Below are 24,947 nucleotides of genomic sequence, written 5' to 3'. Positions count from 1 at the left end.
TTACAAAGAGTTACTATGAATCCTCGTTATATTGTTGTCGAAGGCGCCATCGGTAGCGGCAAGACCGCTTTGAGCCGCCGCTTGGCAGAGCATTTCAGCGCGTTGCTGTTGTCAGAGAATCCGGATCACAATCCGTTTCTCATGAAGTTTTACAGCAATGTTTCCAATAATGGCTTGGCTGCCGAACTTTTCTTCCTGACGCGCCGCGCTGAAAGCGTGAATATTATTGAAGAGCAATGCGCACAAGGCGGAATGGTTGTGGCTGACTTTTTATTGGAAAAAGACCGTATTTTTACGCCCATCGTTTTGAATGATGACGAGCAGCAGCTTTTTGCCGATATGAAGCAACGTATTCTGCCGCAATATGCGGAGCCCGATGTGGTGATTTATCTGCAAACCGCCGTCGAAAACAACCGCAAACGCCTGCAAAAACGTCACGAAGGCATTATCAGCTTGTTTCCCGAAGGCTATTTGGGACGGGTGCATGACGAATACAGTCATTTCTTCCATTTGTATCAAAGCGCGCCTTTGCTGACCGTCAATGCCGATGAGTTGGATTTGGCCGGCAATGACGACCACTTTCAGCTTTTGTTGCGCGCATTGGAAGATTTTCAAGGCACGCGCAGTTATTTGAATTTAAGCGAAAAATGAATGCAGGCTAAATTTAGGCCGTCTGAAAGGAATAATATGTCAAAATATCAATTCACACTCCCATCTTCTTCCGGCAGCGATTTTAACTCTGCCGAACATTTGCCGTTGGTTGTCTATTTTTATCCCAAAGACAGCACGCCCGGCTGTACCACTGAAGGCTTGGATTTCAATGCCCGATTGGAGCAATTCAAAGCATTGGGCTATACCGTTGTCGGTATTTCGCGCGATGGTGTCAAATCGCATCAGAATTTCTGCGCTAAACAAGGCTTCCAGTTTGAATTGTTGAGCGACAAAGAAGAAACCGTTTGCAAACTGTTTGACGTGATCAAGCTGAAAAAGCTTTACGGCAAAGAATCCCTCGGCATCGAGCGCAGCACGTTTGTGTTGGATGAAAACGGCGAAATCGCCCATGAATGGCGCAAAGTCAAAGTGGCCGGACACGCGCAGGAAGTTTTGGATACAATTTCTCAAGCCTCTTAAATAGGGCTTTGGAAACCTAAGGCCGTCTGAACGGATGTAAAGTCATGCCGTTCAGACGGCCTTTCAATACAGTTTGATGAATATGGACGATTTAATAGACAAGCTGCTTGAATCCCTTTGGCTACAAGACCGGCTCAGCCACAATACGCTGCAAAGTTACCGCCGTGATTTGGTCAAAGTCGCGGCGCGTTTGGCCGAGGGCGGGCAGGATTGGTTGAGTGCCGATGAGTTTGCCCTGTCTGATGCCGTGTATGCGGAGGGGGAAAAAAACACGTCCCAAGCGCGGGCATTGTCGGCTTGCAAGCGTATGTACGGCTGGTTGGAAGAAACGGGTCAAAGGGCAGACAATCCCACCCGTTTTCTCAAAGCGCCGAAATCGGAACGCAAACTACCCACGCTGATTACCGAAGCCCAAATCGACGCGCTGCTGGCTGCGCCGGATGTGGACACGCCGCACGGACTGCGCGACAAAGCCTTGCTTGAAGTCATGTATGCAACAGGTTTGCGCGTGACCGAAGCCGTCAAATTGACGCTCAGCGATATCGATTTACATCGCGGCAGTATCCGTACCATAGGCAAGGGCAACAAATTGCGTCTGGTTCCGCTGGGTCAGGAAGCGGCATATTGGGTGGAACGCTATTGCAACGAATCGCGCCCGTTGTTGCTGAAAAACAAAATCTGCGACGAAGTGTTTGTCAGCCAGAAACGCAGCGGCATCAGCCGTCAACTTGCATGGATGATAGTCAAAGAATATGCCGAAGCGGCCGGTATTGCTTCGCTCAGTCCGCACGGTTTGCGCCATGCTTTTGCCACGCATTTGGTTAATCACGGCGTCGATTTGCGTTCGGTCCAGATGATGTTGGGACATTCCGATATCAACACCACACAGATTTATACCCATGTTGCTAATATTCGTTTGAAAAACATGGTCGATGAACACCATTCCCGTTCATGAATAGAGGCGGCATTTCGAAGATGCCGCCTTTTGTTATCGTGGCCGTCTGAACGGTTATAAAGTTTATTATTTATAAAATAACAATCAAAATACAAATTTACATAGAAAAATTTCAAAACAAAAGGACAGTGCCAATATTGCAATGCAAACCGTTTTTATTTATATTTACGTTCAAGAATAAATCCTACTCTCAATTACAGAGGGTAACAAAATTATTGGAGCACATCATGTTTGTCTGCATCTGCAACGCCATTACTGACCACGACATCAAAGAGACTATCGCCGCCGGTGCAACCACCATGAGCGATTTGCAGGCTCAATTAGGTGTGGCGACTTGTTGCGGTTGTTGCGGCGAATTGGCAGCGTCATTTTTGACTGCAAGCAGTGCCCAAAATACTGTGACTGCCGGTATCAACGTTCAGTCTTAATTTTAGAATATACACAAAGGCCGTCTGAAGGCGTGACAGAAATCCTTGATTTCGTTTCGCGCCTGTTCAGACGGCCTTTGTCATGCCTGTATGGTTTGGCGGCATTTTGCTATACAATGGCCGCTTTTGTCCCTCCGAGAGTAACCGCCATGAAACTGACCTTGATGTTTCGGGAGTATTGCAGCCTGTGCCACAAAATGCGCGAACAATTAAAGCCTTATCAGGAGCAGTTTGGATTTGAGCTGGATATTGTCGATGTTGATGAAGATCCGGTTTTAGAAGAAAAGTACAATGAGCTGGTGCCTGTTTTGCTGGATGGCGATACCGAAATCTGCCATTGGTTTTTGGACGAAGAAAAACTGAAAGCGCATTTGAGCGCATAACAAACCGTTGACCATATTGTCTTTCAGACGGCCTTTTGCTGTTCATGCCGTCTGAACATTGATTTTATTATGACTGAAAAACTTTCTCCCGATGCGCTGATTGAAGCGGCGCTGTTGACGCAAGTCGAACCCTTAAACGAAAAAGCCATGCGCGAATTGTGCGTGCCGCCATTGTCGCAAGACAAGCTGATTGACGTGTTGGCGCAACTGAAGGCCCGTTGGCAGGGCAGGGCTTTGCAACTGGTGCATACCCATGAGGGCTGGCGCTTCCAAATTGCCCAAGCCGCATTTGAGCGACTGGGCAGCCTGCAAGAGCAGCGCGCGCCGCGTTATTCCCGCGCCGTGATGGAGACGCTGGCGATTATTGCCTATCAGCAACCGGTAACGCGTGGCGATATTGAAGGCATACGCGGCGTGGCAGTGTCGCAAAATGTCATGCAAACCTTGCAGGATAGGGGCTGGATTGAAGTCATCGGCCACCGTGATTCTGTCGGCCGTCCGGCTTTGTGGGCGACAACGGCAACTTTTTTAAGCGATTTGCGTTTGGAAAGTTTGGAAGAATTGCCGCCGCTGACTGAATTGGGTGAGCTGGTGTTGCCTGATTTGATGGAAACGCCGCCGACAGGCGATGAGGAGGCTGAAGAAGCAGTTGAATCAGGAAGCAGACTGATTAACTGATTTGAATGTAAAGGCCGTCTGAAACAATCGTGTTTCAGACGGCCTTTATTATTGTATAACATCATGATTTTAAATATAATTTTCATCTATTTTAATAACTTATTGATTTTGTGATATAATTTAAGAATTATTAGAATAAATATCTCTCATTCTGTAATAGTTTGAGAAGGCATACGGAAACGTTTCTTTCTTTATCAATCGGCAGCCCGTTTGTTCTTCAAATATGCGCTGTATCAACTACGGAACCGATATGAAATTCAAACAATTTATTCAAAACAAATCTTCTTTCAATCCAAGCGTGGTCGGTATTACGCTTTTCTTCGTCCTTTTGCTTTTGTCAGCTGCTTTGGTTTGGCCTCAAAATACTGAGGCTTTGTTAAATGCAATGAAGCAGTTTATCTTTCAAAATGTCAGTTGGTTTTACATTCTGACTTTCTCTGTATTCCTTATTTTCTTATTGGCGCTTCCCATCAGCAGCTTCGGCAGTATCAGGCTGGGTACAAACGAGGACGAACCTGAGTTTTCGTTTTTATCATGGTTGGCCATGCTGTTTGCGGCCGGCATGGGCGTGGGCTTGATGTTTTTTGGTGTGGCCGAGCCTTTATCGCATTTTTCTTCCCCGATTGCCAAAGGCAATGCGCAAGAGGCGATTCTGCATACGGTATTCCACTGGGGGATTCATGCCTGGGCAATCTACGGAATCATTGCGCTTGCCTTGGCGTATTTCGGTTTCCGCTATAAATTGCCGCTGGCGTTGCGTTCCTGCTTTTATCCGATTTTAAAAGACAAAATCAACGGCAAAATGGGCGATGCCATCGATGTGATGGCTTTGATTGCGACTTTGTTCGGTATTATCACAACCTTGGGATTTGGCGCGGCACAAATGGGTTCCGGTTTGCTGAAGATGGGCTGGGTGCAGGACAACAGCTATGTCTTGCAGGTCGGCATTATCGTTGTTGTGATGGCGATTGCCATATTTTCCGCAACTTCGGGCGTGGGCAAAGGCGTCAAAATTTTGAGTGAAACCAACTTGGTATTGGCACTGTCATTGCTGTTGTTTGTCTTGTTGAGTATGCCGACGACGTATTTGATTTTCGCATTCAGCGACAATTTGGGCACTTATTTGAGTAACTTCGTTTCGTTCAGCTTTAAGTCATATACCTACGAGCCTGAGCATACAAAATGGTTTACCGGCTGGACGGTGTTGTATTGGGCTTGGTGGTGTTCGTGGTCGCCTTTTGTCGGTTTGTTCATTGCCCGAATTTCGCGAGGCAGAACCATCCGCGAATTTATTTTTGGTGTATTGGCAGTGCCTAGCCTGATGAGTATTTTGTGGTTTACCGTATTTGGCAATTCAGCCTTGTGGCTGGACACGCATGTGGCAAACGGCGCCTTGTCTGCCTTGACCAACGAGCCTGAAAAATTGTTGTTTGCCTTTTTGAATTATTTGCCGTGGCCGGTTGTCAGCAGCTTGGTAGCATTGCTGGTGATTTCGCTGTTTTTTATCACTTCTGCCGACTCGGGCATTTATGTGCTGAACAATATTGCTTCGCGCGATAAAGGGCTGGCTTCGCCCAAGTGGCAATCGGTTATGTGGGGCGTGTTGATTTCGGCTGTGGCTATTGTGTTGCTGGGCGCCGGCGGTTTGCCTATCTTGCAAACCATGACCCTGATTGCGTCTCTGCCGTTTGCGGTGTTGATGATTTTTATGATGGTTTCTTTGTGGAAAGCCCTGAACAACGATGCCAACTATTTTGCAACCGCCGTCAATCCGAGCAGTATTTTCTGGTCGGGCGATCATTGGAGGGAACGCCTTGGCCAAATGATGAATCAGACGCAGGAAGTCGATATCATCAAATTTATGAAAAATACGGCGCTTCCGGCAATGCAGGAATTGAAAAACGAATTGACCGAAAAATACAATATGGACGTAGAAATCCGTTGCCTGTTGCAACAGGATGAGCCGTCGGTGGAGCTGGTGGTGCATAAAGGGACGGTAAGGGATTTTGTCTATGGGATTAAATCCGTAAAGCGGGAAATTACCGACCAGTTGATTCGTGAAGACAGCCTGCCTCATTTCAAATATGCAGCAACGTTCATACCGTTGACGTATTTTTCGGATGGGCGCGATGGATACGATGTGCAATATATGACGCAAAAAGAATTGATTGCCGATATGCTCAAGCAGTATGAGCGTTATCTGAACCTGCTTGCAGGAGTAGGGCAGGAATTGATGGGGCATGAACAAGTAGAACTGGCAGAGTAAAATAAATTTAGGCCGTCTGAACATGTAGCAATATTCAGACGGCCTTTTTATTGCCCGCTTAAAAAATAATTTGTTTAAAATAAATATCTTAGATAAATCATAAGAAAAATCTGATTTAAACTATAAAAAACCTTAGTTATAATCAACTTATCTAAAGCTATTCCGCATGAGTGCGGGTGATTTACTAAGGAATACTGCAATGCTGTTGGCACTTTCTTTGCGTGATTTTGTCATTGTTGAAAACCTGAATCTTGATTTTCAAAACGGCTTTACCGTTTTAACGGGCGAAACCGGCGCAGGCAAATCGATTACTCTGGATGCGATTGGCCTGTTGTTGGGCGATAAAGCCGACTACAGCCAAGTGCGCAACGGCGCCAAAGAGGCGCAGTTGTCGGCTTTGTTTGACATCAGCGGTTTGCCCGAACTGAAAGCGCAGCTGCAGGAGCAAGGCCTTTTGGAAGAAGATGCAGAAGAGCTCAGCATCCGCCGTATTATCGATGCCAAGGGCAAAAGCCGCAGTTATATCAATAACCAAGCGGCAACACTGGCGCAGCTGAAAGCCATTGGCGAGCAGTTAATCGATATTCACGGCCAAAATGCCCATCATTCGTTGAATCAAGAATCTGCGCAACGCGAGTTGTTGGACGCATTTGCCGGCAGCAAAGAGCAGGCGGAAACGGTCAAGCAGCTTTATCAAAATTGGGTCAATGCGAAAAAAGCCCTGCAAGAAGCGCAAGAGCAGGCAGAAACCATGGCCATCGAACGCGAGCGTTTGGAATGGCAGTTTAATGAATTAAACCAATTGGAGCTCAAACCCAACGAATGGGAAACCTTAAGCCAAAGCCACGACAGCCTGGCGCATTCGGCCGAGTTGCTGCAAACCGCCGAGCAGGTGGGCGAAAGCATAGACGGCGACAACGGCATCCAACGTCAAATCTACCAATGCCAAAAACTGCTGGGCAATCTGCAAAACATTGAGCCGCGCTTTGCCGAAAGTCTGAATATGTTGGCAAGTATTGAAGCAGAATTGGGGGAAATCAGTGCTAATATGCGCGATGTGGCCGGCCGCAGCGATATCGATCCGAATGAATTGGCCGCACAAGAAAGCCGTATGGGCGAATTGATGAGCATGGCGCGCAAATACCGCATTGAGCCGGAAGAGCTGCCGCAAAAGTTGGCGGAAATTGACGAGCGCCTGCAAAACCTGCAAGCGGCCGCTGATTTGGAAGCCTTGGAAAATACGGTTGCGCGCAATCTTGCCGAATACCACGAAGCCGCTCACGTTCTCTCCGCCATGCGCCATCAGGCTGCCGGCCGTTTGGGCGAAGAGACCACTGAGCATATGCAGCATTTGGCCATGAAGGGCGCACGTTTTGACATCGTCTTGTTGCCGTCTTCGCCGACCGCGCATGGTCTGGAGCAGGTGCAATTCCAAGTGGCGGCAAATAAAGGCAATCCGTCCCGTCCTTTGAACAAAGTAGCTTCCGGCGGCGAATTGGCGCGTATCAGCTTGGCTTTGCAAGTGGTTGCCAGCCAATACACGCAAGTGCCGACATTGATTTTTGACGAAGTGGATACCGGTATCGGTGGCGGCGTCGCCGAAATGGTCGGTAAAGCTTTACGTGCCTTGGGTAAAAAACATCAAGTCTTGGCGGTAACCCATCTTCCCCAAGTCGCCTCTTGCGGTGAAAACCATTGGCAGGTACGCAAACATAGCGAAGGCGAACAAACCGTCAGCGAAATCAGCGTATTGGATCATCATCAGCGCATTGAGGAAATCGCGCGTATGTTGGGCGGCGAAATCATTACCGATACCACACGCAGCCATGCTGCCGAACTCTTACATCTGGCCGCCGCCTAAAAGTCTTAAGGCCGTCTGAAAATGAAATTCAGACGGCCTTTCCCGTATTTTGCGCCCTTTCAGACAAGCAGAATACAAGGTATGATTATAGCGTCTGTTTATAAGGAAATTTTGATGAAAGTCCTGTTTATCGCCGATCCGATGGCAAGTTTTAAAACCTATAAAGACACTACTTACGCCATGATGCGTGAAATGGCAAAGCGCGGTTGGCAGCTTTTTCATACCTTGAGCGGAGAATTGTCCGTCCGTGAAGGCTGGGTGGTGGCTCAGGCAGCGGCATTTGAGTTTGTCGGTGCGAAGAACGATGACGATCACGAATGGTTTAAAGCAGAGGCAAAAGTTCAGACGGCCTTAAAAGATTTCGATGCGGTCATTATGCGCACTGATCCGCCGTTTGATATGCAATATTTGTACGCAACCCAATTTTTGACATTGGCACAGCAGCAGGGCGCAAAAGTATTTAACAGCGGACAAGCAATGCGCGATTTCAATGAGAAATTGGCTATTTTGAACTTCAGCCAGTTCACCGCCCCCACTTTGGTAACCACGCGTTCTGCCGATGTTCGTGCCTTTTTGAAAGAACACGGCGACATCATCATCAAACCGTTGGACGGCATGGGCGGTATGGGTATTTTCCGCCTGACCGAATCCGATCCCAATATCGGCAGTATCCTTGAAACCCTGATGCAGCTTGATTCACGCACCATCATGGCACAACGCTATATTCCTGAAATCGTACATGGCGACAAGCGCATTTTGATTATCGGCGGGGAAGTTGTTCCGTATGCTTTGGCGCGTATTCCGCAAAACGGTGAAACGCGCGGCAACTTGGCTGCCGGCGGCCGCGGCGTGGCGCAGGAATTGAGCGAGCACGACCGTGAAATTGCAGAAACCCTGGCGCCTGAATTGAAGCGCCGAGGCATCTTGCTTGCCGGTTTGGATGTCATCGGCAACAACCTGACCGAAGTCAATGTAACCAGCCCGACCGGCTTCCAAGAAATCATGAAGCAAAAAGATTTCAACGTTGCCGCTATGTTTGCAGATGCCGTAGCATCTTGGGCAAAACAATAAACCCAAAGGCCGTCTGAAAATTGACCCGACCGTTTCTTTTCAGACGGCCTTTTTATGTTGAGAATATGATGGAACCATCTTCCTACGCATCTGAAAAAAAAGGTAAAAACGGCATTAAGCGCATTATCAATGCGTTTGGTTATTCCAAAGACGGACTGGCTGCCGCGTATCGTTATGAAAGCGCATTTCGCCAAGTTTTTTGGTTGAACCTGATTTTAATTTTCTTAGCGTTGTTTCTTGATTTCGGATCGGTCACCAAAATGGTGCTTGTTGTCGCATCGTTTATTTCACTGATTACCGAATTGTTTAATACCGCCATCGAGGCAGCCGTTGACCATACTTCTACTGAAAAACACGAGCTGGCCAAGCGTGCCAAAGATGCCGGCTCGGCCGCGCAATTGATGGCTTTGTTCATGTTATTTATTGTTTGGATTATTGCATTAACTGCTTAAAAATGTGGTAATATAGTAATTCGTTAGGATTAGATAGTATTAATTAATCTATATCAAAGTTTTCAGGCGGCCTTTGGTTGTAAGATGAAGGCTGTATATCCCAGCCATTTGGCAAACACAAGGAGCAAAACATGAAAAAATTAATGGCAACCCTGATTCTGGCAGGCTTGGCAACTTCCGTATCTGCAGCCGGTATCCATATTGAAGACGGTTGGGCACGTGCCACTGTCGAAGGTATGAAAATGGGTGGCGCATTCATGAAAATCCAAAACGATGAAGCCAAACAAGACTTCTTGGTAGGCGGCAGCAGCCCTGTTGCCGAACGTGTTGAAGTACACACCCATATTAACGACAATGGTGTTATGCGTATGCGCGAAGTTAAAGGCGGCGTGCCTTTGGCTGCAAAAGGCGTAACCGAGCTGAAACCGGGCAGCTACCACGTTATGTTCATGGGTCTGAAAAAACAATTGAAAGAAGGCGAAAAAGTGCCTGTAACCCTGAAATTCAAAAACGCGAAACCTCAAACTGTCGAGCTGGAAGTGAAAACCGCACCTAAAGCCGAAATGCAGCATGATCACGGCGCACACGGTGGCGCACATCAGCACTAATTGCTTGAATTTGCATATAAAGGCCGTCTGAAAGTCGTTGGGCTTGCAGACGGCCTTTTCTGTCGTCAAATCAAAATGTGCTAAAATCACGCTTTAAAAAATGTATTTAAAACCCACATTCCGCTCATGAATACTCACAACACACCAGCAAACATCATCGTCGGCCTCTCCGGCGGCGTCGATTCATCCGTTACCGCGGCCCTGCTCAAACAGCAAGGCCATCAAATCAGCGGCGTGTTCATGCAGAACTGGGAAGATGACGACAACGACGAATATTGCAGCATCAAACAAGATTCCTTTGATGCCATTGCCGTTGCCGATATCATCGGCATCGACATCGACATCGTCAATTTTGCCGCGCAATATAAAGACAACGTATTTGCCTATTTTCTCAAAGAATACAGCGCAGGCCGCACGCCAAACCCGGATATCTTGTGCAATGCCGAAATTAAATTCAAATGCTTTTTGGACTATGCCATAGAGCAGGGCGCCGATACCATTGCCACCGGACACTATGCCCGCAAAGAAGTTCGAAACGGCGTGCATTACCTGCTCAAAGGCTTGGATCAAAATAAAGACCAAAGCTATTTCCTATATCGTCTCAAGCCTTTCCAACTCGAGCGCTCGATTTTCCCATTGGGTGAGTTGGAGAAGCCTGAAGTCCGCCGTCTTGCCGAAGAATTCAAATTACCGACTGCAACCAAAAAAGACAGTACCGGCATCTGCTTTATCGGCGAACGCCCGTTCCGCGAGTTTTTGCAAAAATACCTGCCGACCAATAATGGCAAAATGGTGACCCCTGAAGGCAAAGTAGTCGGCGAACACGTCGGCTTGATGTTTTACACGCTGGGCCAACGCAAAGGCTTGGGCATCGGCGGCGCAGGCGAGCCGTGGTTTGTTGCGGCCAAGGATTTGACCAAAAACGAACTGATTGTCGTCCAAGGCCATGACCATCCTTTGCTTTATACGCAAAGCCTGGTTATGAACGATTTGAGCTTCACATTGCCAGAACGCCCGAAAGAAGGCCGCTATACCTGCAAAACGCGCTACCGTATGGCCGACGCGCCTTGTACGTTGCGTTATTTAGATGATGAAACCATCGAGCTTGTTTTTGACGAGCCGCAGTGGGCAGTAACCCCAGGCCAATCTGCGGTACTGTATGACGGCGATGTGTGCTTGGGCGGCGGTATCATCATGTCCACCGACAAGCCTGTCATTATTACAGCTTAATAAAAGGGCCGTCTGAAAACGAAGCGGCAGATTGAATAAAGCCTTTCAGACGGCCTCGATTTCAAAAAACGACTAAATAAAAGACTGATCAATATGGAAAAACTCTGGCTCAAAAGCTACGAACAAGGCGTAAACCCTGAAATCGATATCTCTCAATACAGCTCCATCAGCGATGTATTCCGTCAAAGTGTCGAGAAATTCGCAGATAAACCTGCTTTTCAAAATATGGGCAAAACACTGACTTATGCCGAAGTGGGCAAGTTGGCGACCGATTTTGCGTCTTACCTGCAAAACGTATTGAAACTACCGCGCGGTGAGCGTGTGGCAATTATGATGCCGAACGTTTTGCAATATCCGATTGCGCTTTTCGGTATTTTGCAGGCAGGTTTGGTGGCAGTGAATACCAATCCGCTTTATACGCCGCGCGAGTTGGAGCATCAGTTGAAAGACAGCGGTGCGACCACGATTGTCGTGTTGGAGAACTTTGCCAATACGCTGGAGCTGGTGTTGCCGCGTACGCAAATCAAACATGTGATTGTCGCGTCGGTCGGCGAGATGTTCGGCATGATTAAGGGCGCGTTGCTGAACTTTGTCATCCGCAAAGTGAAAAAAATGGTGCCGGAATACCGCATTCCAAATACCATCACTTTTCAGACGGCCTTGAAGCAAGGTGCAGCAAATACGTTCAAACCAGTCGAGTTGACACGTGACGATACTGCCTTGCTGCAATATACAGGCGGCACGACCGGTTTGGCAAAAGGTGCCGTCCTCAGTCATGGCAATATCTGCGCCAATATGTTGCAGGCAAAAGAATGGATTAAAAACAGCCTGCACGAAGGCAAAGAAACGGTTATTGCCGCGTTGCCGCTTTATCATATCTTTGCCTTGACGGTAAACCTGATGATCTTTGCGAATACCGGTTCTAAAATCATCCTGATTACCAACCCTCGCGATATGAAGGGGTTTATCGGCGAATTGAAAAAAGAGCCGATTAGCGTGTTCATCGGTGTGAATACCTTGTTTAATGCGATGGTCAACCGTCCGGATTTCGCCGAAGTCGATTTTTCCCGTTTGAAGCTGACTTTGGGTGGCGGTATGGCAACGCAAAAAGCCGTTGCGGAAAAATGGAAAAAAATCACCGGTACGCCGATTGTGGAAGCTTACGGTTTGACCGAAGCCAGCCCGGGTGTGTGTTGCAATCCTTTGAATATCGAGGCTTACAGCGGCGGTATCGGTTTGCCGGTTCCTTCGACCGAAGTCGAATTACGCGATGCGGACGGCAAAGAAGTGCCTATCGGACAGCCGGGCGAATTGTGGGTACGCGGTCCGCAAGTGATGAAAGGCTATTGGAACCGTCCTGAAGAAACCGCCAAAGCAATCGATGCACGCGGCTTTTTAGAGACCGGCGACATTGCCGTGATGGATGAAAAAGGCTGGCTGAAGCTGGTGGACCGCAAAAAAGATTTGATTGTGGTATCCGGTTTCAATGTATATCCGAACGAAATCGAAGAAGTGGTGGCCAGCAACGACAAAGTCTTGGAAGTCGCCTGTATCGGCGTGGCAAGCGAGAAAACCGGTGAAGCGATTAAGGTCTTCGTCGTACGCAAAGACCCGTCTTTGACCAAGGAAGAACTGATCGATTTCTGCCGCAAAGAACTGACGGCGTATAAAGTGCCGAAAGACATCGAATTCCGCGACGAGTTGCCAAAATCCAACGTTGGCAAAATCCTGCGCCGCGAGCTGCGCTGATATATAGAATCAGTATGATAAGGCCGTCTGAAAACGCTGTTTTCAGACGGCCTGAAGCTTTTGCCGTTTGCCAGAATATGCTGCTTCAAGTTAAAATCACACATTCCAACATGGGTATCACATCATGACTAAATTCATTTTCGTAACCGGCGGCGTTGTATCTTCTTTGGGTAAAGGTATCGCCGCCGCTTCTATTGCTACTATTCTCGAGTCGCGTGGCTTGAACGTGACCATGCTTAAGCTTGACCCGTATATCAACGTTGACCCGGGTACCATGAGCCCGTTTCAACACGGCGAAGTATTTGTGACCGATGACGGCGCGGAAACTGACCTCGACCTTGGTCACTATGAGCGTTTCATCAACGCCACCATGACCCGCCGCAACAGCTTCAGTACCGGCCAAGTCTATGAAAACGTGATTGCCAAAGAGCGTCGCGGCGACTATTTGGGCGGTACCGTACAAGTGATTCCGCACATTACTGATGAAATTAAACGCCGTATCCATGAAGGCGCGGCTGGTTATGATGTGGCGATTGTTGAAATCGGCGGTACAGTCGGCGATATCGAATCGTTGCCTTTCTTGGAAGCCATCCGTCAAATGCGCAGCCAGCTCGGCCGTAATAATACATTGTTTGCCCACCTGAGCTATGTTCCCTACATTGCCGCCGCCGGCGAAATCAAAACCAAACCGACCCAGCATACCGTTAAAGAAATGTTGAGCATCGGTTTACAACCGGACATCCTGATCTGCCGTATGGACAGAGAAATGCCTGCGGACGAGCGCCGTAAGATTGCTTTGTTCTGTAACGTTGAAGAACGCGCCATCGTGGGCAGCTACGATGTGGACAGCATTTACGAATGCCCTGAAATGCTGCACAACCAAGGCATCGATAGCATCATTACCGAGCAGCTTCAACTGAATGTCAAACAAGCCGATTTGACCGAATGGAAGAAAATCGTTCACGCGATTCAAAATCCGAAACATACCGTCAAAATCGCGATGGTCGGCAAATACGTTGATTTGACCGAGTCCTACAAATCATTGATCGAAGCACTGAAACACGCCGGTATTCACACTGAAACCGACGTACAAATTACCTTTGTCGACAGCGAAAGCATTGAGAAGGGCAATGGCGACGTTTCCATGCTCAAAGACATGGACGCGATTTTGGTGCCGGGCGGCTTCGGTTCACGCGGCGTGGAAGGCAAAATTGCCGCCGTACGCTATGCGCGTGAAAACAACGTACCATACTTGGGCATCTGCTTGGGCATGCAAATTGCCCTGATCGAATACGCCCGCGATGTTGCAGGCTTGAAAGGTGCGAACTCTACCGAGTTTGACTTGAAATGCGCTGCGCCTGTCGTTGCCCTGATTGACGAATGGCAAACTGCAGACGGTAGCGTAGAAACCCGTGACGAATCTGCCGATTTGGGCGGTACCATGCGTTTGGGTGCGCAAGAAGTTGACCTCAAACCGGGCAGCCTTGCCGCAAAAATCTACGGTAGCGAACATATCCGCGAACGTCATCGCCACCGCTACGAGGTCAACAACAACTATGTGCCTCAGTTGGAAAAAGCTGGTTTGGTCATCGGCGGCGTATCCGCAGGCCGTGAGCGTTTGGTTGAAACCATCGAATTGCCAAATCATCCTTGGTTCTTCGCGTGTCAGTTCCATCCGGAATTTACTTCCAATCCGCGCAAAGGCCATCCTTTATTCAGCGCGTTTGTGAAAGCCGCGTTGGGTAACAAAAAAGCCTGATTGATGTGATTGAAAAAGCACCCGTTATCCGGGTGCTTTTTTCTTTTCAGACGGCCTTAGAAGTTATTTGTCTTCATTGACTTCGCGGTCGTTCAAAGGTTGTACGGGACGGTTGTTTTCGCCACCGATAATGTCGCGCATGGCTTTAAACTGCGCCGCATCTGCCTGAACCGGAGTTTTTAAGACAACCCAAGTCACGTTTTCGCTGCAAGGCGGCGTTGTCAGCGAGCCTTTCAGCTGAAATGACTTGCTATCTTTAGGCAGCAGGGCTTGGATATTCAAGTTTTTCAAATCTACGGATTCGCCTGCTTTCAGTTTTTTGGCAATGAGTGCGGACAAGGCAGGGTTGTTTTTGCCCGGTTTAAATACAGAGCCGATGACCGCCAAAGTACCGTCTTCGGCTTGATGGACGAAATGCGCTTCCATCGGGAAATGTTTGCCTTTGAAAGTATGTTCGCTCGGCGTATGGAAGTGGAATTGTTTTAAGGTATAGGTTTTACCGTTAATCACGATGGTTTGTGCCTTGCCTTGCGGCGTGGCTTGAAGGGTATGGCCGTTATTTTCTACTTTGTAGTCGGCGACGTTGTAACGGTATGCCAGTTGTTTGCCTTTTACTGCTTTTGTTGCGGAGAAGTCCACAGGAGATTGCTGTTTGCCTGTTTTGCAGACAGCAAAGTCTTCACTTAAATCGCCCCAGTGTGCAGCATCGTTTTCACCTGTGTAAGACCAATGTGCATGATGGGTTTCGGCGGATACCGTTGCAGTAGAGACAGCCATTAGCAAAGATAAAAAGAGATGTTTGTTCAACATAAGGGCTCCTGTTTATTTATATTAGGTAAAAGAAAAAATTTATACCAAATAAATTATTGATATAAAAAAACTTCTTCATAAGAAGAAAGTTAATGATAGTGGCAATTTGGGAATGTTGGGTTGATATATGGCAAACATTTATCAAGCAATCATTTTTGATTAAATGATTGCAATAAGAGGGATGATTGTCCTTGCAGTGACTTTGAATGGGAGAGGCCGTCTGAAATTTCTTTCAGACGGCCTGTTTTATTTGAAAATGTTGTAAAAAGTCTAAACTCTAATAAATAAAAGTGCTTATCAAGATGAAAGTAGTTGTTTGTAGCGTTGGAAAACATTAATATTGCTAAACGTGTTTTCACGAGATTTTAACTTTGTTTTGGAGAGAATAATGAAAAAATCGATTATCGCTTTGGTTATTGCCGGTTTGCCGCTGGCTGCATCTGCAGAAGTGATTCTGTATGGTCAAATCAAAAGTAGCGTGACCGTCGGTCAAGTAAAAATCAAAGGTGATGCAGGTTCTGAAACCAGCTCTACCGCAACCAGCATCAATGACAATACCTCCCGCATCGGTTTCAAAGGCAGCGAGAACTTGGGCGGCGATTTGAAAGCCATTTGGCAGGTAGAACAAAAAACGGCCATTACCGGCGGTTCCCAAGGTTTTGCCACTCGGGACTCCTTCATCGGCCTGCAAGGTAACTTCGGTAAGATTCGCGCCGGTAAACTCAGCAATATGCTGAATGAAATGGACACCATCGATCCATGGATGTACAAAACCAATGCCGCAGGCTTGGGCATCTTTACCCGTACCGGCAACCGCAACGCCGCTGTACGCTACGACAGCCCGGATTTCGGCGGATTCAAATTCAACGTGTCTTACGCACCGCGCGACAACCGCAATCCTTCAGATAAATACACGCATACCCAAGCGGCCAAAGACCAATACACCGGCGGCGTGAGTTTCTCTAAAAACGGCTTTACCGCCAATGCGGCTTACGGCCACTACAACGGCGCGTACACCGACAAATCAAGCAAAGCCAAAGCGGCGCAAATCGCCAAAGTCGAAACTTATTACGATAAAGACAATCTCTTTGTCGGCGGCGGCGTACAATATGCCAAAGGCCATGAGACAGCCAACAAATATTTAGGCTATTTCACCGATGATTTTAATCAGTACAAGGGTAGTGACATCACTACCGACACAGGCAAAGAGGAAGCCGTGAAAGTAGTTGATGCAGCGGTAACTGTCGGCTACAAATTCGGCAACGTGACCCCACGCATTACTTACGCACACGGCTGGCCTGCCAAGGGCGTGAACAGTGGCGAGAAATTGGTGGATAAATTCGACCAAGTCGTTATCGGCGGCCAATACACCTTCAGCAAACGCACCGGCATCAATGCTCAACTGGCGTATCTGAAAGTCGGCAACAAAACCCGTCTGACTGCGGCCAACAAAGGCGGCGTTGAACAAAAAGCCGCTTCTGTGGGCCTGTATCACAAATTCTAAACCGTCTTGAAAGACAAGGCCGTCTGAAAAATTTCAGACGGCCTTTTTGTTGATTAAAGCGGTTTATTTGTCGTGCTTGGTCAGTGTTGTGCCGTGACGGCCGCCGCGTTCTTTCAAACGTTGTACCAAGCCTTCGACCGTTGTCGGCATACCGTCGATACAGAATGCCTGATACAGGGCGGTGTGCAGGGCATCATTGCGGCTGAACGCATTGCCGATCAGCTTCCAATCGCCTTTACGCGGCTCGATCCAGCGGTGGTTTACTGTGTCGCCGTATGCGAATACTTTGTAAGAAGAACGCTTGTCGTTACTGTAAGTAAAGGACGTACGGGCGCAATAGAGGCCTTCGACGGAGAGGTTGTCGTAGCCTTTGTCGGAGCGTACGTTCAAGACATAGCGGATGCTGTTGTCCGGCGCAGGCATGATTTGCAGGCTGCTGAGCAGGATTTTGGGCTGCTTGCCGTAGGTTTCGTTGACATAGAGGTCGAACCAATCGCCCGATTGGGTATCGGGCAAGGGCGGCAACTCGGCTTTATGTTCTTTAAATTCGCGTGCGGCAACTTCTTCAGGGCTTTCCTGATAACGCGTGTTGGTCAGCGTATCCTTTTGGCTGAAACCCAAAGCAAATGCTTGAGTCGCGGCAAGGCTGAGAGCGAGAAGGGCAAAACGGCGCATAGACAGCTCCAAAGTGAAAAACGGCTTTATTTTATGGGCTTGCAGGGTGGGGTGCAAGTAAGTGCGGTATAATTGACGTTAATTCTGATTAATATGACGAGTTTTCATCATGAATACACAAACTCTGGATGTCATCGGTTTGAAATGCCCGCTGCCGATTTTGCGTGCTAAAAAAGCTTTGGCGCAAATGCAGGAGGGCGAAGTGCTGACCGTATTGGCTACCGATGGCGGCGCGCCCGGCGATTTTGAAGCGTTTTGCCGTCAGACCGGACATGTCTTGTTGGAATCGAGCGAAGCCGACGGCGTGTTCAAGCTGGTGTTGAAACACAAATAAAGGCCGTCTGAAATGTCTAAAGCCGTCGCGTTGTCTGCCGTCGTATTGGCTGTTTGCCTGAGTGCATGCGGCAATGAAGGCGTTTCACCGCAGAACGCTGCCGATTATGCCCAAAATGTAACCGACTTGTTCCGCCAAAGCTGCGTGGCCGCAGACGGCGATGCCGCCCTTGTCGGCGAGTTTGCCAATGCCAACAAACTGGTTTTATTGTCGAAAAAAGATATTGCCGATTTGCCTGCCGGAATGATGGATTTGGAGGCATTAAGCATTTGGAAGAAAACGGTAAACGGCGCAGATTATTATTTGAGCCTGACTGAAGACAGTTGCAGCGTGCGCACGGCTAAAGCCGACGACCATCTGATTTTTAAACAATTTTTGGCTTTGGCAGAAAATCCGCCGCAAGGTTTGAACGCTGAATTGCGTGCCGATAATTTGTCGGAAGCTCCGTTGCCTATGCGTCAGATTTCTTACGCATGGCGCGCGTCCGGCAGTCCGAAAGAAACCTTGTTGACTGTCAAAACAACGTCGTCCGAGCATTTTCAGGTACAGGCTGTTTTTTATTTGACCCATCATTCTTACGACAATAAGGCTGCCGTTTTGCCTTAGGCCAGCTGACGATTGAAACATCAAATTAATAGAAACCGTTACCGCCGAATAAAGGCCGTCTGAAACATTATCAAACCAAACCACTCGAAAGTAAGCTATGCAAACCCTGACTATCATCCGCCCCGACGATATGCACTTACACCTGCGCGACGGCGATGCGCTCAAAGCCGTTGCCCCGTACACCGCCCGACAAATGGGCCGCGCGGTTATCATGCCCAACCTGAAGCCGCCTGTCGTCAGCGTTGCCGATGCCCAAGCATACAAAGCGCGCATTATGACCGCCCTGCCGGAAGGCAGCACCTTTCAGCCGTTGATGACGCTTTATTTGACCGACAATGCCACTCCCGAACTCGTGCGTGAGGCTAAGGCTGCCGGTATTGTGGCTTTCAAACTTTATCCTGCGGGCGCGACCACCAATTCCGATTCCGGCGTGACCGACTTGTTTAAGCTGATTCCCGTGTTGGAAGAAATGGCAAAACAGGGTATTTTGTTTTTGGTTCACGGCGAAGTAACTGATTCAGAAATCGATATTTTCGACCGCGAGGCCGCCTTTATCGAGCACGTGATGAAGCCGGTTTTGGCGCAAGTGCCGAATCTTAAAGTCGTGTTTGAACACATCACTACTGCCGAAGCAGCCCGACTGGTATTAGAAGCCGGCGATAATGTGGCCGCGTCCGTTACGCCGCAACACTTGCTGCTCAACCGCAACGACCTTTTGGTCGGCGGCGTACGCCCTCATCATTTCTGCCTGCCGGTTCTCAAACGCGAAACCCACCGTCAGGCTTTGGTTGCCGCCGTTACCGGTGATAAGGCGCACAAATTCTTCCTCGGCACGGATTCTGCACCACATGCCAAAACTGCCAAAGAAAATGCTTGCGGTTGTGCCGGTATGTTCAGCGCGATGACTGCCATTGAGCTTTATGCTGAAGTGTTTGAGAAAGCAGGCGCGTTGGACAAACTGGAAGCCTTTGCTTCTAGAAACGGTTCGCACTTCTACGGTCTGCCTGAAAATACCGATACCATCACATTGGTCAAACAAACACAAACCGTACCTATCAGCGTACCTTACGGCGATGGCGAGCTTGTACCGATGAGGGCCGGCGGTGAGATTGAATGGACGGTGCAATATTAAATTTGCTGTCAATAAGGCATAAAAAGAAACAACCTGCTTGAAAGGGCAGGTTGTTTTTTTATTGTCGTTCAGACGGCCTGTCGTGGGGAGGGGAGACAGACAAGGCCGTCTGAAAACCAAATTATATTGCGTGTTTATTCGGTCAACATGGGTTTCAGTGCTTCCCAAGCCTGCGGCAGTTGGGTAAAGCCGTCCGAAGCCATCAAATGGCCGCCTTCGGGAATATGGGTAACAGGACTTTTGAGTTTGGCCGCCATGTCCAAAGTCAGTTCGGGCGGAACATGGGTGTCGTTGTCGGAAACCAGACAGTGTTTGGGCATGTCGATTTTGCGCAGGATGTCGAAATCGGGCGACGCTGCTTTAATGTAGGCATCAAGCGCAGGCAGGGGTGGCAGCGTATCGGCAAAACCGGCGGCAAGCAACAGACCGCCGATTTTTTGGGGCTGTTGGCGGCTGAGAAAGTGAAGGAGGGTAATGCAGCCGAGACTGTGGCCGACTAGGAAGGTATGGGCATCGGGCTTGCCGATGTGCTGGTCAAGGGTAAACTGCCACGCGGTCGTGCTTGGTTTGTCGGGATTGGGCATGGCGAGGGAGATTGCTTGTGCGCCGGTGCTTTTGATTTGGGCGCAAAGCCAGTCAAACCAGTTGCCGTGCGGATTGCCTTCAAAGCCATGTACGATATAAACGCGTCGATTCATGTTTTTCCTCCTTCAGACGGCCTGAGACTTTTGTCTAAATCTCTGCCTGTAAGCGTTTATTATACCATGTTTGTTTATGTTTTATTGTTTGTCGCTTGGTAAGGATTTTTAATTAAGCTTTTGTTGTTAAATGATATTTGCAAGAATAATAAAGCAAACAACACGGCAGGGGCAGATGGTTTTGCCGTGTTGTTCGGGTTTGAAATATATATGGGCCGTCTGAAAAACCGGTTTAGAAATAGCCTTGTTTTTTGCGTTCTTCCATTGCCGCTTCCGATACGCGGTCGTCCATGCGCGTGGCGCTGCGTTCGGAAATGGTTGCGGCGGCGGTTTCAGCAATGATGTCTTCGGGCGTGGCGGAGGTACTGGCAACAGGGCAGGTGCAGGAAATATCGCCGACGGTGCGGAAACGGACATCACGGATTTGGGCAATTTCGCCTTCGCGTTTTGGGGTCAACGGGGTAACGGGAACGAGCAGGCCGTTGCGTTCGACAACTTCGCGCTTGTGGGTGTAATAAATCGGCGGCAGGGCGAGTTTTTCGCGTGCGATGTATTGCCAGATGTCCAATTCCGTCCAGTTGGAAATCGGGAATACGCGCATGTTTTCGCCTTGGAACAGGCGTGTGTTGTAGAGCGACCATAATTCAGGACGTTGGTTTTTAGGATCCCATTGGCCGAACTCGTCGCGGAAAGAGAAGATGCGTTCTTTGGCGCGCGCTTTTTCTTCATCGCGGCGAGCGCCGCCCATTAGCGCATCAAAGCCTTGTTCTTCAATGGTTTCAACCAGCGTAACGGCTTGGGCGGCGTTGCGAGAATCGGTTTCGCGGCGCAAGACGACACTGCCTTTGCGGATGGATTCTTCTACGCTACCGATCACAAGTTGTACGCCGGTACGCGCGACTGTGTCGTCGCGGAATTGGATGACTTCGGGGTAATTGTGGCCGGTATCGACGTGCAGGAGTTTGAACGGCAGCTTCAGCGGACGGCCTTCGATTTGGAAGGCTTTGACGGCAAGCGCCAGCAATACGACTGAGTCTTTGCCGCCGGAAAACAGCAAGGCCGGATTTTGGGCGTTGGCAATGACTTCGCGGATGATGTAGATAGACTCGGCTTCGAGCCAGTCGAGGTGGTGGTTTTGGATGGACATTTTTTCTCTCTTTGCAACCTTGGCGATAGTCGATACTTTAGTGAGGCCGTCTGAAAAAGGGAAAGAATGGTTTGTTTGTTGCAAAGATGTTTTTGTTATATTGCAAGGCCGTGTTTTTCAGACGGCCTTTGCGCTTTAACTTATTTTTAAACCGATTTCTCTGACGAAGCCTCTGTCTTCGCGTACACTTTGGTCTTTTAGAAATGAGAATGGTTTATGTATCACGGCGAGAGATTTAATGCGTACAGCCATTTGGCCGGTTTCTTATTGGCAGTGGCGGCGTTGGTGCTGATGCTGGTGAAAGCGGTGGAATCGGCGGACGGCTATCGGATTGCCGGTGCACTGACTTACGGAATCTGCCTGCTGCTTCTGTATTTGGGTTCAACCTTATATCACAGTATTCCGCAGCCTAAGGCCAAGGCGATTTTGCAAAAGGTTGATCATTGTATGATTTATCTTTTGATTGCAGGCAGTTATACGCCGTTTACGCTGATTACCCTTCACGGCGGCTGGGGCTGGTCGCTTTTCGGCGTGTCTTGGGGATTGGCTTTGCTAGGCATTGTTCAGGAACTGACAATTGGGCGCAAAAGCGAGAAGCGGCTGCTGTCGATGGTGATTTATGTGTTGATGGGCTGGCTGATTGTGGTGGCGGTATGGCCGCTGATACAGTCGCTTTCGGCTGGTGGATTATTTTGGCTGGTGTTGGGCGGCGTATTGTATAGCGCGGGGATTTATTGGTTTATCAACGATACGAAAATCCGCCACGGCCACGGTATCTGGCACTTGTTTGTCTTAGCAGGCAGTTTGACGCAATTTATCAGTATTTATTTTTATGTGTTGTAGTTTCAGACGGCCTGAAATAAAAAACCTCTCAGTTTGACTGAGAGGTTTTTGTTTGTCGTTAATCTGGGTTTTTGTCGTGGAATTCGTGGAATTCGTAGTTGTAGGTCAACTCTTTGCCGGCTTTGGTTTGCGCCAGATAATCGTCATAAACCGCACGGATTTCCTTACGCAGCAGGAAGAGGGCGATTAAGTTCGGCAAAACCATAAAGCCGTTGAACATATCGGACATACTCCAAACCAAATCCACTTTGCCCAATGTACCCAATACGATGGCCACCAAAACCAGTGCGCGGTAGATGCCCAAGTGTTTGCCGCGGAACAGGAAGCGGATATTGGATTCGCCGAAGTAGTACCAGCCGATGATGGTGGTGAAGGCGAAGAAGGTCAGGCAGACGGCGAGCAATTGTGAACCAAAACCCGGGAAGGCTTTGTTAAACGCCAGTTGGGTAACTGCTGCGCCGGTTTCGCCGGACAGGTTGGCATCGGTCAGCAGGATAATCAGCGCGGTTGCCGTGCAGACCATCAGCGTATCGATAAAAATACCGATAAACGCGGCCATACCTTGTTGCACAGGGTGTTTGACGTTGGCGGTCGCGTGAGCGTGCGGGGTCGAACCCATACCGGCCTCATTGGAAAACAGGCCGCGTGCCACGCCGAAGCGGACTGCCTCGCGCATACCGATACCGGCCGCACCGCCCAATACCGCTTCGGGATTGAAGGCGGCAACAAAGATACTGTGGAACATCGGGATAATGTGGTCGGAGAATTTGAACAAAATAATCACGGCACACAAGATGTAAATTACCGCCATAAACGGCACGACAAATTGCGCGATACCGGCAATGCGGTTGATACCGCCGATGATGATCAGGCCGGCGAATACCGCCAAAGCAATGCCGACAGCCATCGGAGGAATATCGAAAGCCAAATTCATGGCCGAGGCGATGGAATTGGATTGGGTTGCGTTGCCGATGAAACCCAGCGCGATAATCAAGGCGATGGAGAAAAAGCCGGACAGGAAACGCGCCGCGCCACGGCCGATTTTCGGGGTCAGGCCGTGCGTGATGTAAAACGCAGGGCCGCCGATGTATTTGCCGTGGCTGACCACGCGGTATTTTTGCGCCAAAACGGCTTCTGCAAAAATGGTAGACATGCCCAGAATGGCAGACAACCACATCCAAAAAATGGCCCCCGGGCCGCCGGCAGTAATCGCAGTGGCGACACCGGCAACGTTACCGGTACCGATTTGCGCAGAAATCGCTACGGCAAGCGCTTGAAATTGAGACAGGGATTTGCTTTCGTGGTCTTTGTCTTTTTTGCTGAACAAGCCGCCGAAAACGGCTTTAAAACCCGCCCCCAATTTGGTAATTTGCGGCGCGCCCAAGTACAGGGTAAAAAACAGGCCAATACCGATTAAGGCATAAATCAGCAGGTAGTCCCAAAGAACCAGATTGACTGCACCCACCAGAGCAGACAATATTTCTTCCATAATAAAACCTTTAATAAAAACAATAAAAATAAAATGATACGGGTAACTACTCCCACTCATTTTTCGCGTTTGGCAATATCGGCGAGCAGGCCGTTTTGCCATTCGATACCGGTTAAGTTGTTAACAATTTTGACCGATTTTGTCATCATACCGTAAACCTTCGTGAATTAAAACGAAAAACTGACAAAGGTTTGCCGCAAATGTGCTTCTTTATTTAAAAAAGTTTCTTTGTTTTCAGACGGCCTGTTTTTGCAAATATTCGGGCCGTCTGAATATTTTGGCTAAAGGCAACTTATGATAAAATGCACGCCTTACAAATGAAGCAAATTCCGCCTCAGCGCGTGAAAAAACGAAAGGAATCAACATGGCAGGCCATAGTAAGTGGGCAAATATCCAACACAAAAAAGCCCGACAAGATGCCAAACGCGGCAAAATCTTCACCCGTCTGATTAAAGAAATTACCGTTGCTGCCCGCATGGGCGGCGGCGATCCCGGCGCGAACCCGCGCCTGCGCCTGGCTTTGGAAAAAGCCGCTGAAAACAATATGCCTAAAGACAACGTGCAACGTGCCATCGACAAAGGTACGGGCAATCTGGAAGGCGTGGAATACATCGAGTTGCGTTACGAAGGCTACGGCATCGGCGGCGCGGCTTTGATGGTGGACTGTCTGACCGACAACAAAACCCGTACCGTTGCCGATGTGCGCCATGCGTTCACTAAAAACGGCGGTAACTTGGGTACCGACGGCTGCGTAGCGTTCAACTTCGTTCATCAAGGCTATTTGGTGTTTGAACCGGGCGTTGACGAAGATGCGCTGATGGAAGCAGCTTTGGAAGCCGGTGCGGAAGACGTCATCACCAACGACGACGGTTCCATCGAAGTGATTACCGCGCCGAACGACTGGGCCGGTGTGAAATCGGCTTTGGAAGCCGCAGGCTACAAATCTGTTGACGGCGACGTTACCATGCGCGCCCAAAACGAAACTGAATTGAGCGGCGAAGATGCGGTTAAGATGCAAAAACTGATTGACGCATTGGAAGATTTGGACGACGTACAAGACGTTTACACTTCTGCCGTGTTGAATCTGGACTAAACAGTTTAAAGAACAAAAGGCCGTCTGAAATTTCAGACGGCCTTT

The 24,947-nt window shown here is 48.8% G+C and carries 25 protein-coding genes; 20 read left to right on the top strand and 5 right to left on the bottom strand.

Translation table 11 applies throughout. The features are described 5' to 3' along the window. Window positions 1-15 precede the first annotated feature (15 nt). From HMPREF2871_RS01535 to HMPREF2871_RS01470, 14 genes are all read left to right on the top strand, one after another. Window positions 16-651 carry a deoxynucleoside kinase gene (locus HMPREF2871_RS01535; RefSeq protein WP_049335496.1) on the top strand — a complete coding sequence of 212 codons (636 nt, stop codon included), beginning with the start codon at window positions 16-18 and terminating at the stop codon, window positions 649-651. Window positions 652-687: 36 nt separating this feature from the next. After that, window positions 688-1,131, top strand: coding sequence for a peroxiredoxin (locus HMPREF2871_RS01530; RefSeq protein WP_003683206.1), 444 nt, complete (start codon window positions 688-690; stop codon window positions 1,129-1,131). Window positions 1,132-1,213: 82 nt separating this feature from the next. Continuing rightward, window positions 1,214-2,086: a site-specific tyrosine recombinase XerD gene (xerD, locus tag HMPREF2871_RS01525; RefSeq protein ID WP_049344078.1), complete on the top strand. Its 873-nt coding sequence runs from the start codon at window positions 1,214-1,216 to the stop codon at window positions 2,084-2,086. A 227-nt stretch (window positions 2,087-2,313) separates the two neighbouring features. After that, the gene (locus tag HMPREF2871_RS01520; protein WP_003681978.1) at window positions 2,314-2,514 is read left to right on the top strand and encodes a (2Fe-2S)-binding protein; all 201 of its coding nucleotides are present in this window, start codon (window positions 2,314-2,316) and stop codon (window positions 2,512-2,514) included. 149 nt (window positions 2,515-2,663) lie between these two features. Then, window positions 2,664-2,897: a glutaredoxin family protein gene (locus tag HMPREF2871_RS01515; protein ID WP_036472354.1), complete on the top strand. Its 234-nt coding sequence runs from the start codon at window positions 2,664-2,666 to the stop codon at window positions 2,895-2,897. Between the two features lie 69 nt (window positions 2,898-2,966). Then, the gene (locus HMPREF2871_RS01510) at window positions 2,967-3,575 is read left to right on the top strand and encodes an SMC-Scp complex subunit ScpB (RefSeq protein WP_004519443.1); all 609 of its coding nucleotides are present in this window, start codon (window positions 2,967-2,969) and stop codon (window positions 3,573-3,575) included. A gap of 250 nt (window positions 3,576-3,825) precedes the next feature. Then, window positions 3,826-5,841, top strand: a complete 2,016-nt coding sequence (locus tag HMPREF2871_RS01505) for a BCCT family transporter (protein WP_039861995.1) — start codon at window positions 3,826-3,828, stop codon at window positions 5,839-5,841. 199 nt (window positions 5,842-6,040) lie between these two features. Next, on the top strand, window positions 6,041-7,702 hold the full coding sequence (recN, locus tag HMPREF2871_RS01500; RefSeq protein ID WP_049344080.1) for a DNA repair protein RecN: 1,662 nt from the start codon (window positions 6,041-6,043) through the stop codon (window positions 7,700-7,702). A gap of 114 nt (window positions 7,703-7,816) precedes the next feature. Beyond that, the gene (gene gshB / locus HMPREF2871_RS01495) at window positions 7,817-8,773 is read left to right on the top strand and encodes a glutathione synthase (protein ID WP_049344082.1); all 957 of its coding nucleotides are present in this window, start codon (window positions 7,817-7,819) and stop codon (window positions 8,771-8,773) included. Between the two features lie 68 nt (window positions 8,774-8,841). Further along, the gene (locus tag HMPREF2871_RS01490; RefSeq protein WP_039862003.1) at window positions 8,842-9,225 is read left to right on the top strand and encodes a diacylglycerol kinase; all 384 of its coding nucleotides are present in this window, start codon (window positions 8,842-8,844) and stop codon (window positions 9,223-9,225) included. Between the two features lie 131 nt (window positions 9,226-9,356). Then, a complete protein-coding gene (locus HMPREF2871_RS01485) occupies window positions 9,357-9,833 on the top strand; it encodes a copper chaperone PCu(A)C (protein ID WP_004519448.1) in 477 nt (158 codons plus the stop codon). A gap of 126 nt (window positions 9,834-9,959) precedes the next feature. Continuing rightward, the gene (gene mnmA / locus HMPREF2871_RS01480) at window positions 9,960-11,063 is read left to right on the top strand and encodes a tRNA 2-thiouridine(34) synthase MnmA (protein ID WP_004519449.1); all 1,104 of its coding nucleotides are present in this window, start codon (window positions 9,960-9,962) and stop codon (window positions 11,061-11,063) included. A gap of 93 nt (window positions 11,064-11,156) precedes the next feature. After that, window positions 11,157-12,812: an AMP-binding protein gene (locus HMPREF2871_RS01475; RefSeq protein ID WP_004519450.1), complete on the top strand. Its 1,656-nt coding sequence runs from the start codon at window positions 11,157-11,159 to the stop codon at window positions 12,810-12,812. Window positions 12,813-12,936: 124 nt separating this feature from the next. Then, window positions 12,937-14,571 (top strand): CTP synthase, encoded by a 1,635-nt coding sequence (locus HMPREF2871_RS01470; RefSeq protein ID WP_004519451.1) that lies wholly within the window; start codon window positions 12,937-12,939, stop codon window positions 14,569-14,571. 63 nt (window positions 14,572-14,634) lie between these two features. Here HMPREF2871_RS01470 and HMPREF2871_RS01465 read toward each other — a convergent pair whose 3' ends face one another. Continuing rightward, complete coding sequence (locus HMPREF2871_RS01465; RefSeq protein WP_004519452.1) at window positions 14,635-15,381, bottom strand: carbonic anhydrase; 747 nt, start codon at window positions 15,379-15,381, stop codon at window positions 14,635-14,637. A gap of 388 nt (window positions 15,382-15,769) precedes the next feature. On the opposite strand from HMPREF2871_RS01465, the gene HMPREF2871_RS01460 reads away from it, so the two are divergent. Further along, window positions 15,770-16,885, top strand: coding sequence for a porin (locus tag HMPREF2871_RS01460; protein WP_004519454.1), 1,116 nt, complete (start codon window positions 15,770-15,772; stop codon window positions 16,883-16,885). A 63-nt stretch (window positions 16,886-16,948) separates the two neighbouring features. Here HMPREF2871_RS01460 and HMPREF2871_RS01455 read toward each other — a convergent pair whose 3' ends face one another. Continuing rightward, window positions 16,949-17,560, bottom strand: a complete 612-nt coding sequence (locus HMPREF2871_RS01455; RefSeq protein WP_039862007.1) for a CNP1-like family protein — start codon at window positions 17,558-17,560, stop codon at window positions 16,949-16,951. Between the two features lie 109 nt (window positions 17,561-17,669). Here HMPREF2871_RS01455 and HMPREF2871_RS01450 point away from each other — a divergent pair, with 109 nt between their 5' ends. From HMPREF2871_RS01450 to pyrC, 3 genes are all read left to right on the top strand, one after another. After that, window positions 17,670-17,894, top strand: coding sequence for a sulfurtransferase TusA family protein (locus HMPREF2871_RS01450; protein WP_003681929.1), 225 nt, complete (start codon window positions 17,670-17,672; stop codon window positions 17,892-17,894). A gap of 12 nt (window positions 17,895-17,906) precedes the next feature. Continuing rightward, on the top strand, window positions 17,907-18,500 hold the full coding sequence (locus HMPREF2871_RS01445) for an NMCC_0638 family (lipo)protein (protein WP_049335508.1): 594 nt from the start codon (window positions 17,907-17,909) through the stop codon (window positions 18,498-18,500). Window positions 18,501-18,597: 97 nt separating this feature from the next. Further along, entirely contained in the window at window positions 18,598-19,632 is a 1,035-nt protein-coding gene (gene pyrC / locus HMPREF2871_RS01440) for a dihydroorotase (RefSeq protein ID WP_049335510.1), read from the top strand. Window positions 19,633-19,766: 134 nt separating this feature from the next. On the opposite strand, the gene HMPREF2871_RS01435 is transcribed toward pyrC, so the two are convergent. Then, complete coding sequence (locus HMPREF2871_RS01435; protein ID WP_049322739.1) at window positions 19,767-20,330, bottom strand: RBBP9/YdeN family alpha/beta hydrolase; 564 nt, start codon at window positions 20,328-20,330, stop codon at window positions 19,767-19,769. A gap of 232 nt (window positions 20,331-20,562) precedes the next feature. After that, complete coding sequence (gene cysD / locus HMPREF2871_RS01430) at window positions 20,563-21,504, bottom strand: sulfate adenylyltransferase subunit CysD (protein WP_079453679.1); 942 nt, start codon at window positions 21,502-21,504, stop codon at window positions 20,563-20,565. A 189-nt stretch (window positions 21,505-21,693) separates the two neighbouring features. Between cysD and HMPREF2871_RS01425 the strand changes: the two genes are divergently transcribed. Next, complete coding sequence (locus HMPREF2871_RS01425) at window positions 21,694-22,320, top strand: PAQR family membrane homeostasis protein TrhA (RefSeq protein WP_049335514.1); 627 nt, start codon at window positions 21,694-21,696, stop codon at window positions 22,318-22,320. 58 nt (window positions 22,321-22,378) lie between these two features. Here the strand turns inward: HMPREF2871_RS01425 and HMPREF2871_RS01420 are convergent, their stop codons facing one another. Continuing rightward, entirely contained in the window at window positions 22,379-23,809 is a 1,431-nt protein-coding gene (locus HMPREF2871_RS01420; protein WP_049335517.1) for an alanine/glycine:cation symporter family protein, read from the bottom strand. Window positions 23,810-24,173: 364 nt separating this feature from the next. Between HMPREF2871_RS01420 and HMPREF2871_RS01415 the strand changes: the two genes are divergently transcribed. Continuing rightward, window positions 24,174-24,902 (top strand): YebC/PmpR family DNA-binding transcriptional regulator, encoded by a 729-nt coding sequence (locus tag HMPREF2871_RS01415; RefSeq protein WP_049329917.1) that lies wholly within the window; start codon window positions 24,174-24,176, stop codon window positions 24,900-24,902. Window positions 24,903-24,947 lie beyond the last annotated feature (45 nt).

This window comes from Neisseria sp. HMSC067G12 (assembly GCF_001812725.1).
GTDB classification, from domain to species: Bacteria; Pseudomonadota; Gammaproteobacteria; order Burkholderiales; family Neisseriaceae; genus Neisseria; species Neisseria perflava.
Note: the sequence above shows the minus strand (reverse complement) of the source record. Positions and strands in the feature narration are given on the sequence as shown.

Excerpts from the sequence above, each read along its gene's own strand:
- HMPREF2871_RS01535 (WP_049335496.1), top strand. The coding sequence starts at position 16 with ATGAATCCTCGTTATATTGTTGTCGAAGGCGCCATCGGTAGCGGCAAG.
- HMPREF2871_RS01530 (WP_003683206.1), top strand. The coding sequence starts at position 688 with ATGTCAAAATATCAATTCACACTCCCATCTTCTTCCGGCAGCGATTTT.
- xerD (WP_049344078.1), top strand. The coding sequence starts at position 1,214 with ATGGACGATTTAATAGACAAGCTGCTTGAATCCCTTTGGCTACAAGAC.
- HMPREF2871_RS01520 (WP_003681978.1), top strand. The coding sequence starts at position 2,314 with ATGTTTGTCTGCATCTGCAACGCCATTACTGACCACGACATCAAAGAG.
- HMPREF2871_RS01515 (WP_036472354.1), top strand. The coding sequence starts at position 2,664 with ATGAAACTGACCTTGATGTTTCGGGAGTATTGCAGCCTGTGCCACAAA.
- HMPREF2871_RS01510 (WP_004519443.1), top strand. The coding sequence starts at position 2,967 with ATGACTGAAAAACTTTCTCCCGATGCGCTGATTGAAGCGGCGCTGTTG.
- HMPREF2871_RS01505 (WP_039861995.1), top strand. The coding sequence starts at position 3,826 with ATGAAATTCAAACAATTTATTCAAAACAAATCTTCTTTCAATCCAAGC.
- recN (WP_049344080.1), top strand. The coding sequence starts at position 6,041 with ATGCTGTTGGCACTTTCTTTGCGTGATTTTGTCATTGTTGAAAACCTG.
- gshB (WP_049344082.1), top strand. The coding sequence starts at position 7,817 with ATGAAAGTCCTGTTTATCGCCGATCCGATGGCAAGTTTTAAAACCTAT.
- HMPREF2871_RS01490 (WP_039862003.1), top strand. The coding sequence starts at position 8,842 with ATGGAACCATCTTCCTACGCATCTGAAAAAAAAGGTAAAAACGGCATT.
- HMPREF2871_RS01485 (WP_004519448.1), top strand. The coding sequence starts at position 9,357 with ATGAAAAAATTAATGGCAACCCTGATTCTGGCAGGCTTGGCAACTTCC.
- mnmA (WP_004519449.1), top strand. The coding sequence starts at position 9,960 with ATGAATACTCACAACACACCAGCAAACATCATCGTCGGCCTCTCCGGC.
- HMPREF2871_RS01475 (WP_004519450.1), top strand. The coding sequence starts at position 11,157 with ATGGAAAAACTCTGGCTCAAAAGCTACGAACAAGGCGTAAACCCTGAA.
- HMPREF2871_RS01470 (WP_004519451.1), top strand. The coding sequence starts at position 12,937 with ATGACTAAATTCATTTTCGTAACCGGCGGCGTTGTATCTTCTTTGGGT.
- HMPREF2871_RS01465 (WP_004519452.1), bottom strand. The coding sequence starts at position 15,381 with ATGTTGAACAAACATCTCTTTTTATCTTTGCTAATGGCTGTCTCTACT.
- HMPREF2871_RS01460 (WP_004519454.1), top strand. The coding sequence starts at position 15,770 with ATGAAAAAATCGATTATCGCTTTGGTTATTGCCGGTTTGCCGCTGGCT.
- HMPREF2871_RS01455 (WP_039862007.1), bottom strand. The coding sequence starts at position 17,560 with ATGCGCCGTTTTGCCCTTCTCGCTCTCAGCCTTGCCGCGACTCAAGCA.
- HMPREF2871_RS01450 (WP_003681929.1), top strand. The coding sequence starts at position 17,670 with ATGAATACACAAACTCTGGATGTCATCGGTTTGAAATGCCCGCTGCCG.
- HMPREF2871_RS01445 (WP_049335508.1), top strand. The coding sequence starts at position 17,907 with ATGTCTAAAGCCGTCGCGTTGTCTGCCGTCGTATTGGCTGTTTGCCTG.
- pyrC (WP_049335510.1), top strand. The coding sequence starts at position 18,598 with ATGCAAACCCTGACTATCATCCGCCCCGACGATATGCACTTACACCTG.
- HMPREF2871_RS01435 (WP_049322739.1), bottom strand. The coding sequence starts at position 20,330 with ATGAATCGACGCGTTTATATCGTACATGGCTTTGAAGGCAATCCGCAC.
- HMPREF2871_RS01425 (WP_049335514.1), top strand. The coding sequence starts at position 21,694 with ATGTATCACGGCGAGAGATTTAATGCGTACAGCCATTTGGCCGGTTTC.
- HMPREF2871_RS01420 (WP_049335517.1), bottom strand. The coding sequence starts at position 23,809 with ATGGAAGAAATATTGTCTGCTCTGGTGGGTGCAGTCAATCTGGTTCTT.
- HMPREF2871_RS01415 (WP_049329917.1), top strand. The coding sequence starts at position 24,174 with ATGGCAGGCCATAGTAAGTGGGCAAATATCCAACACAAAAAAGCCCGA.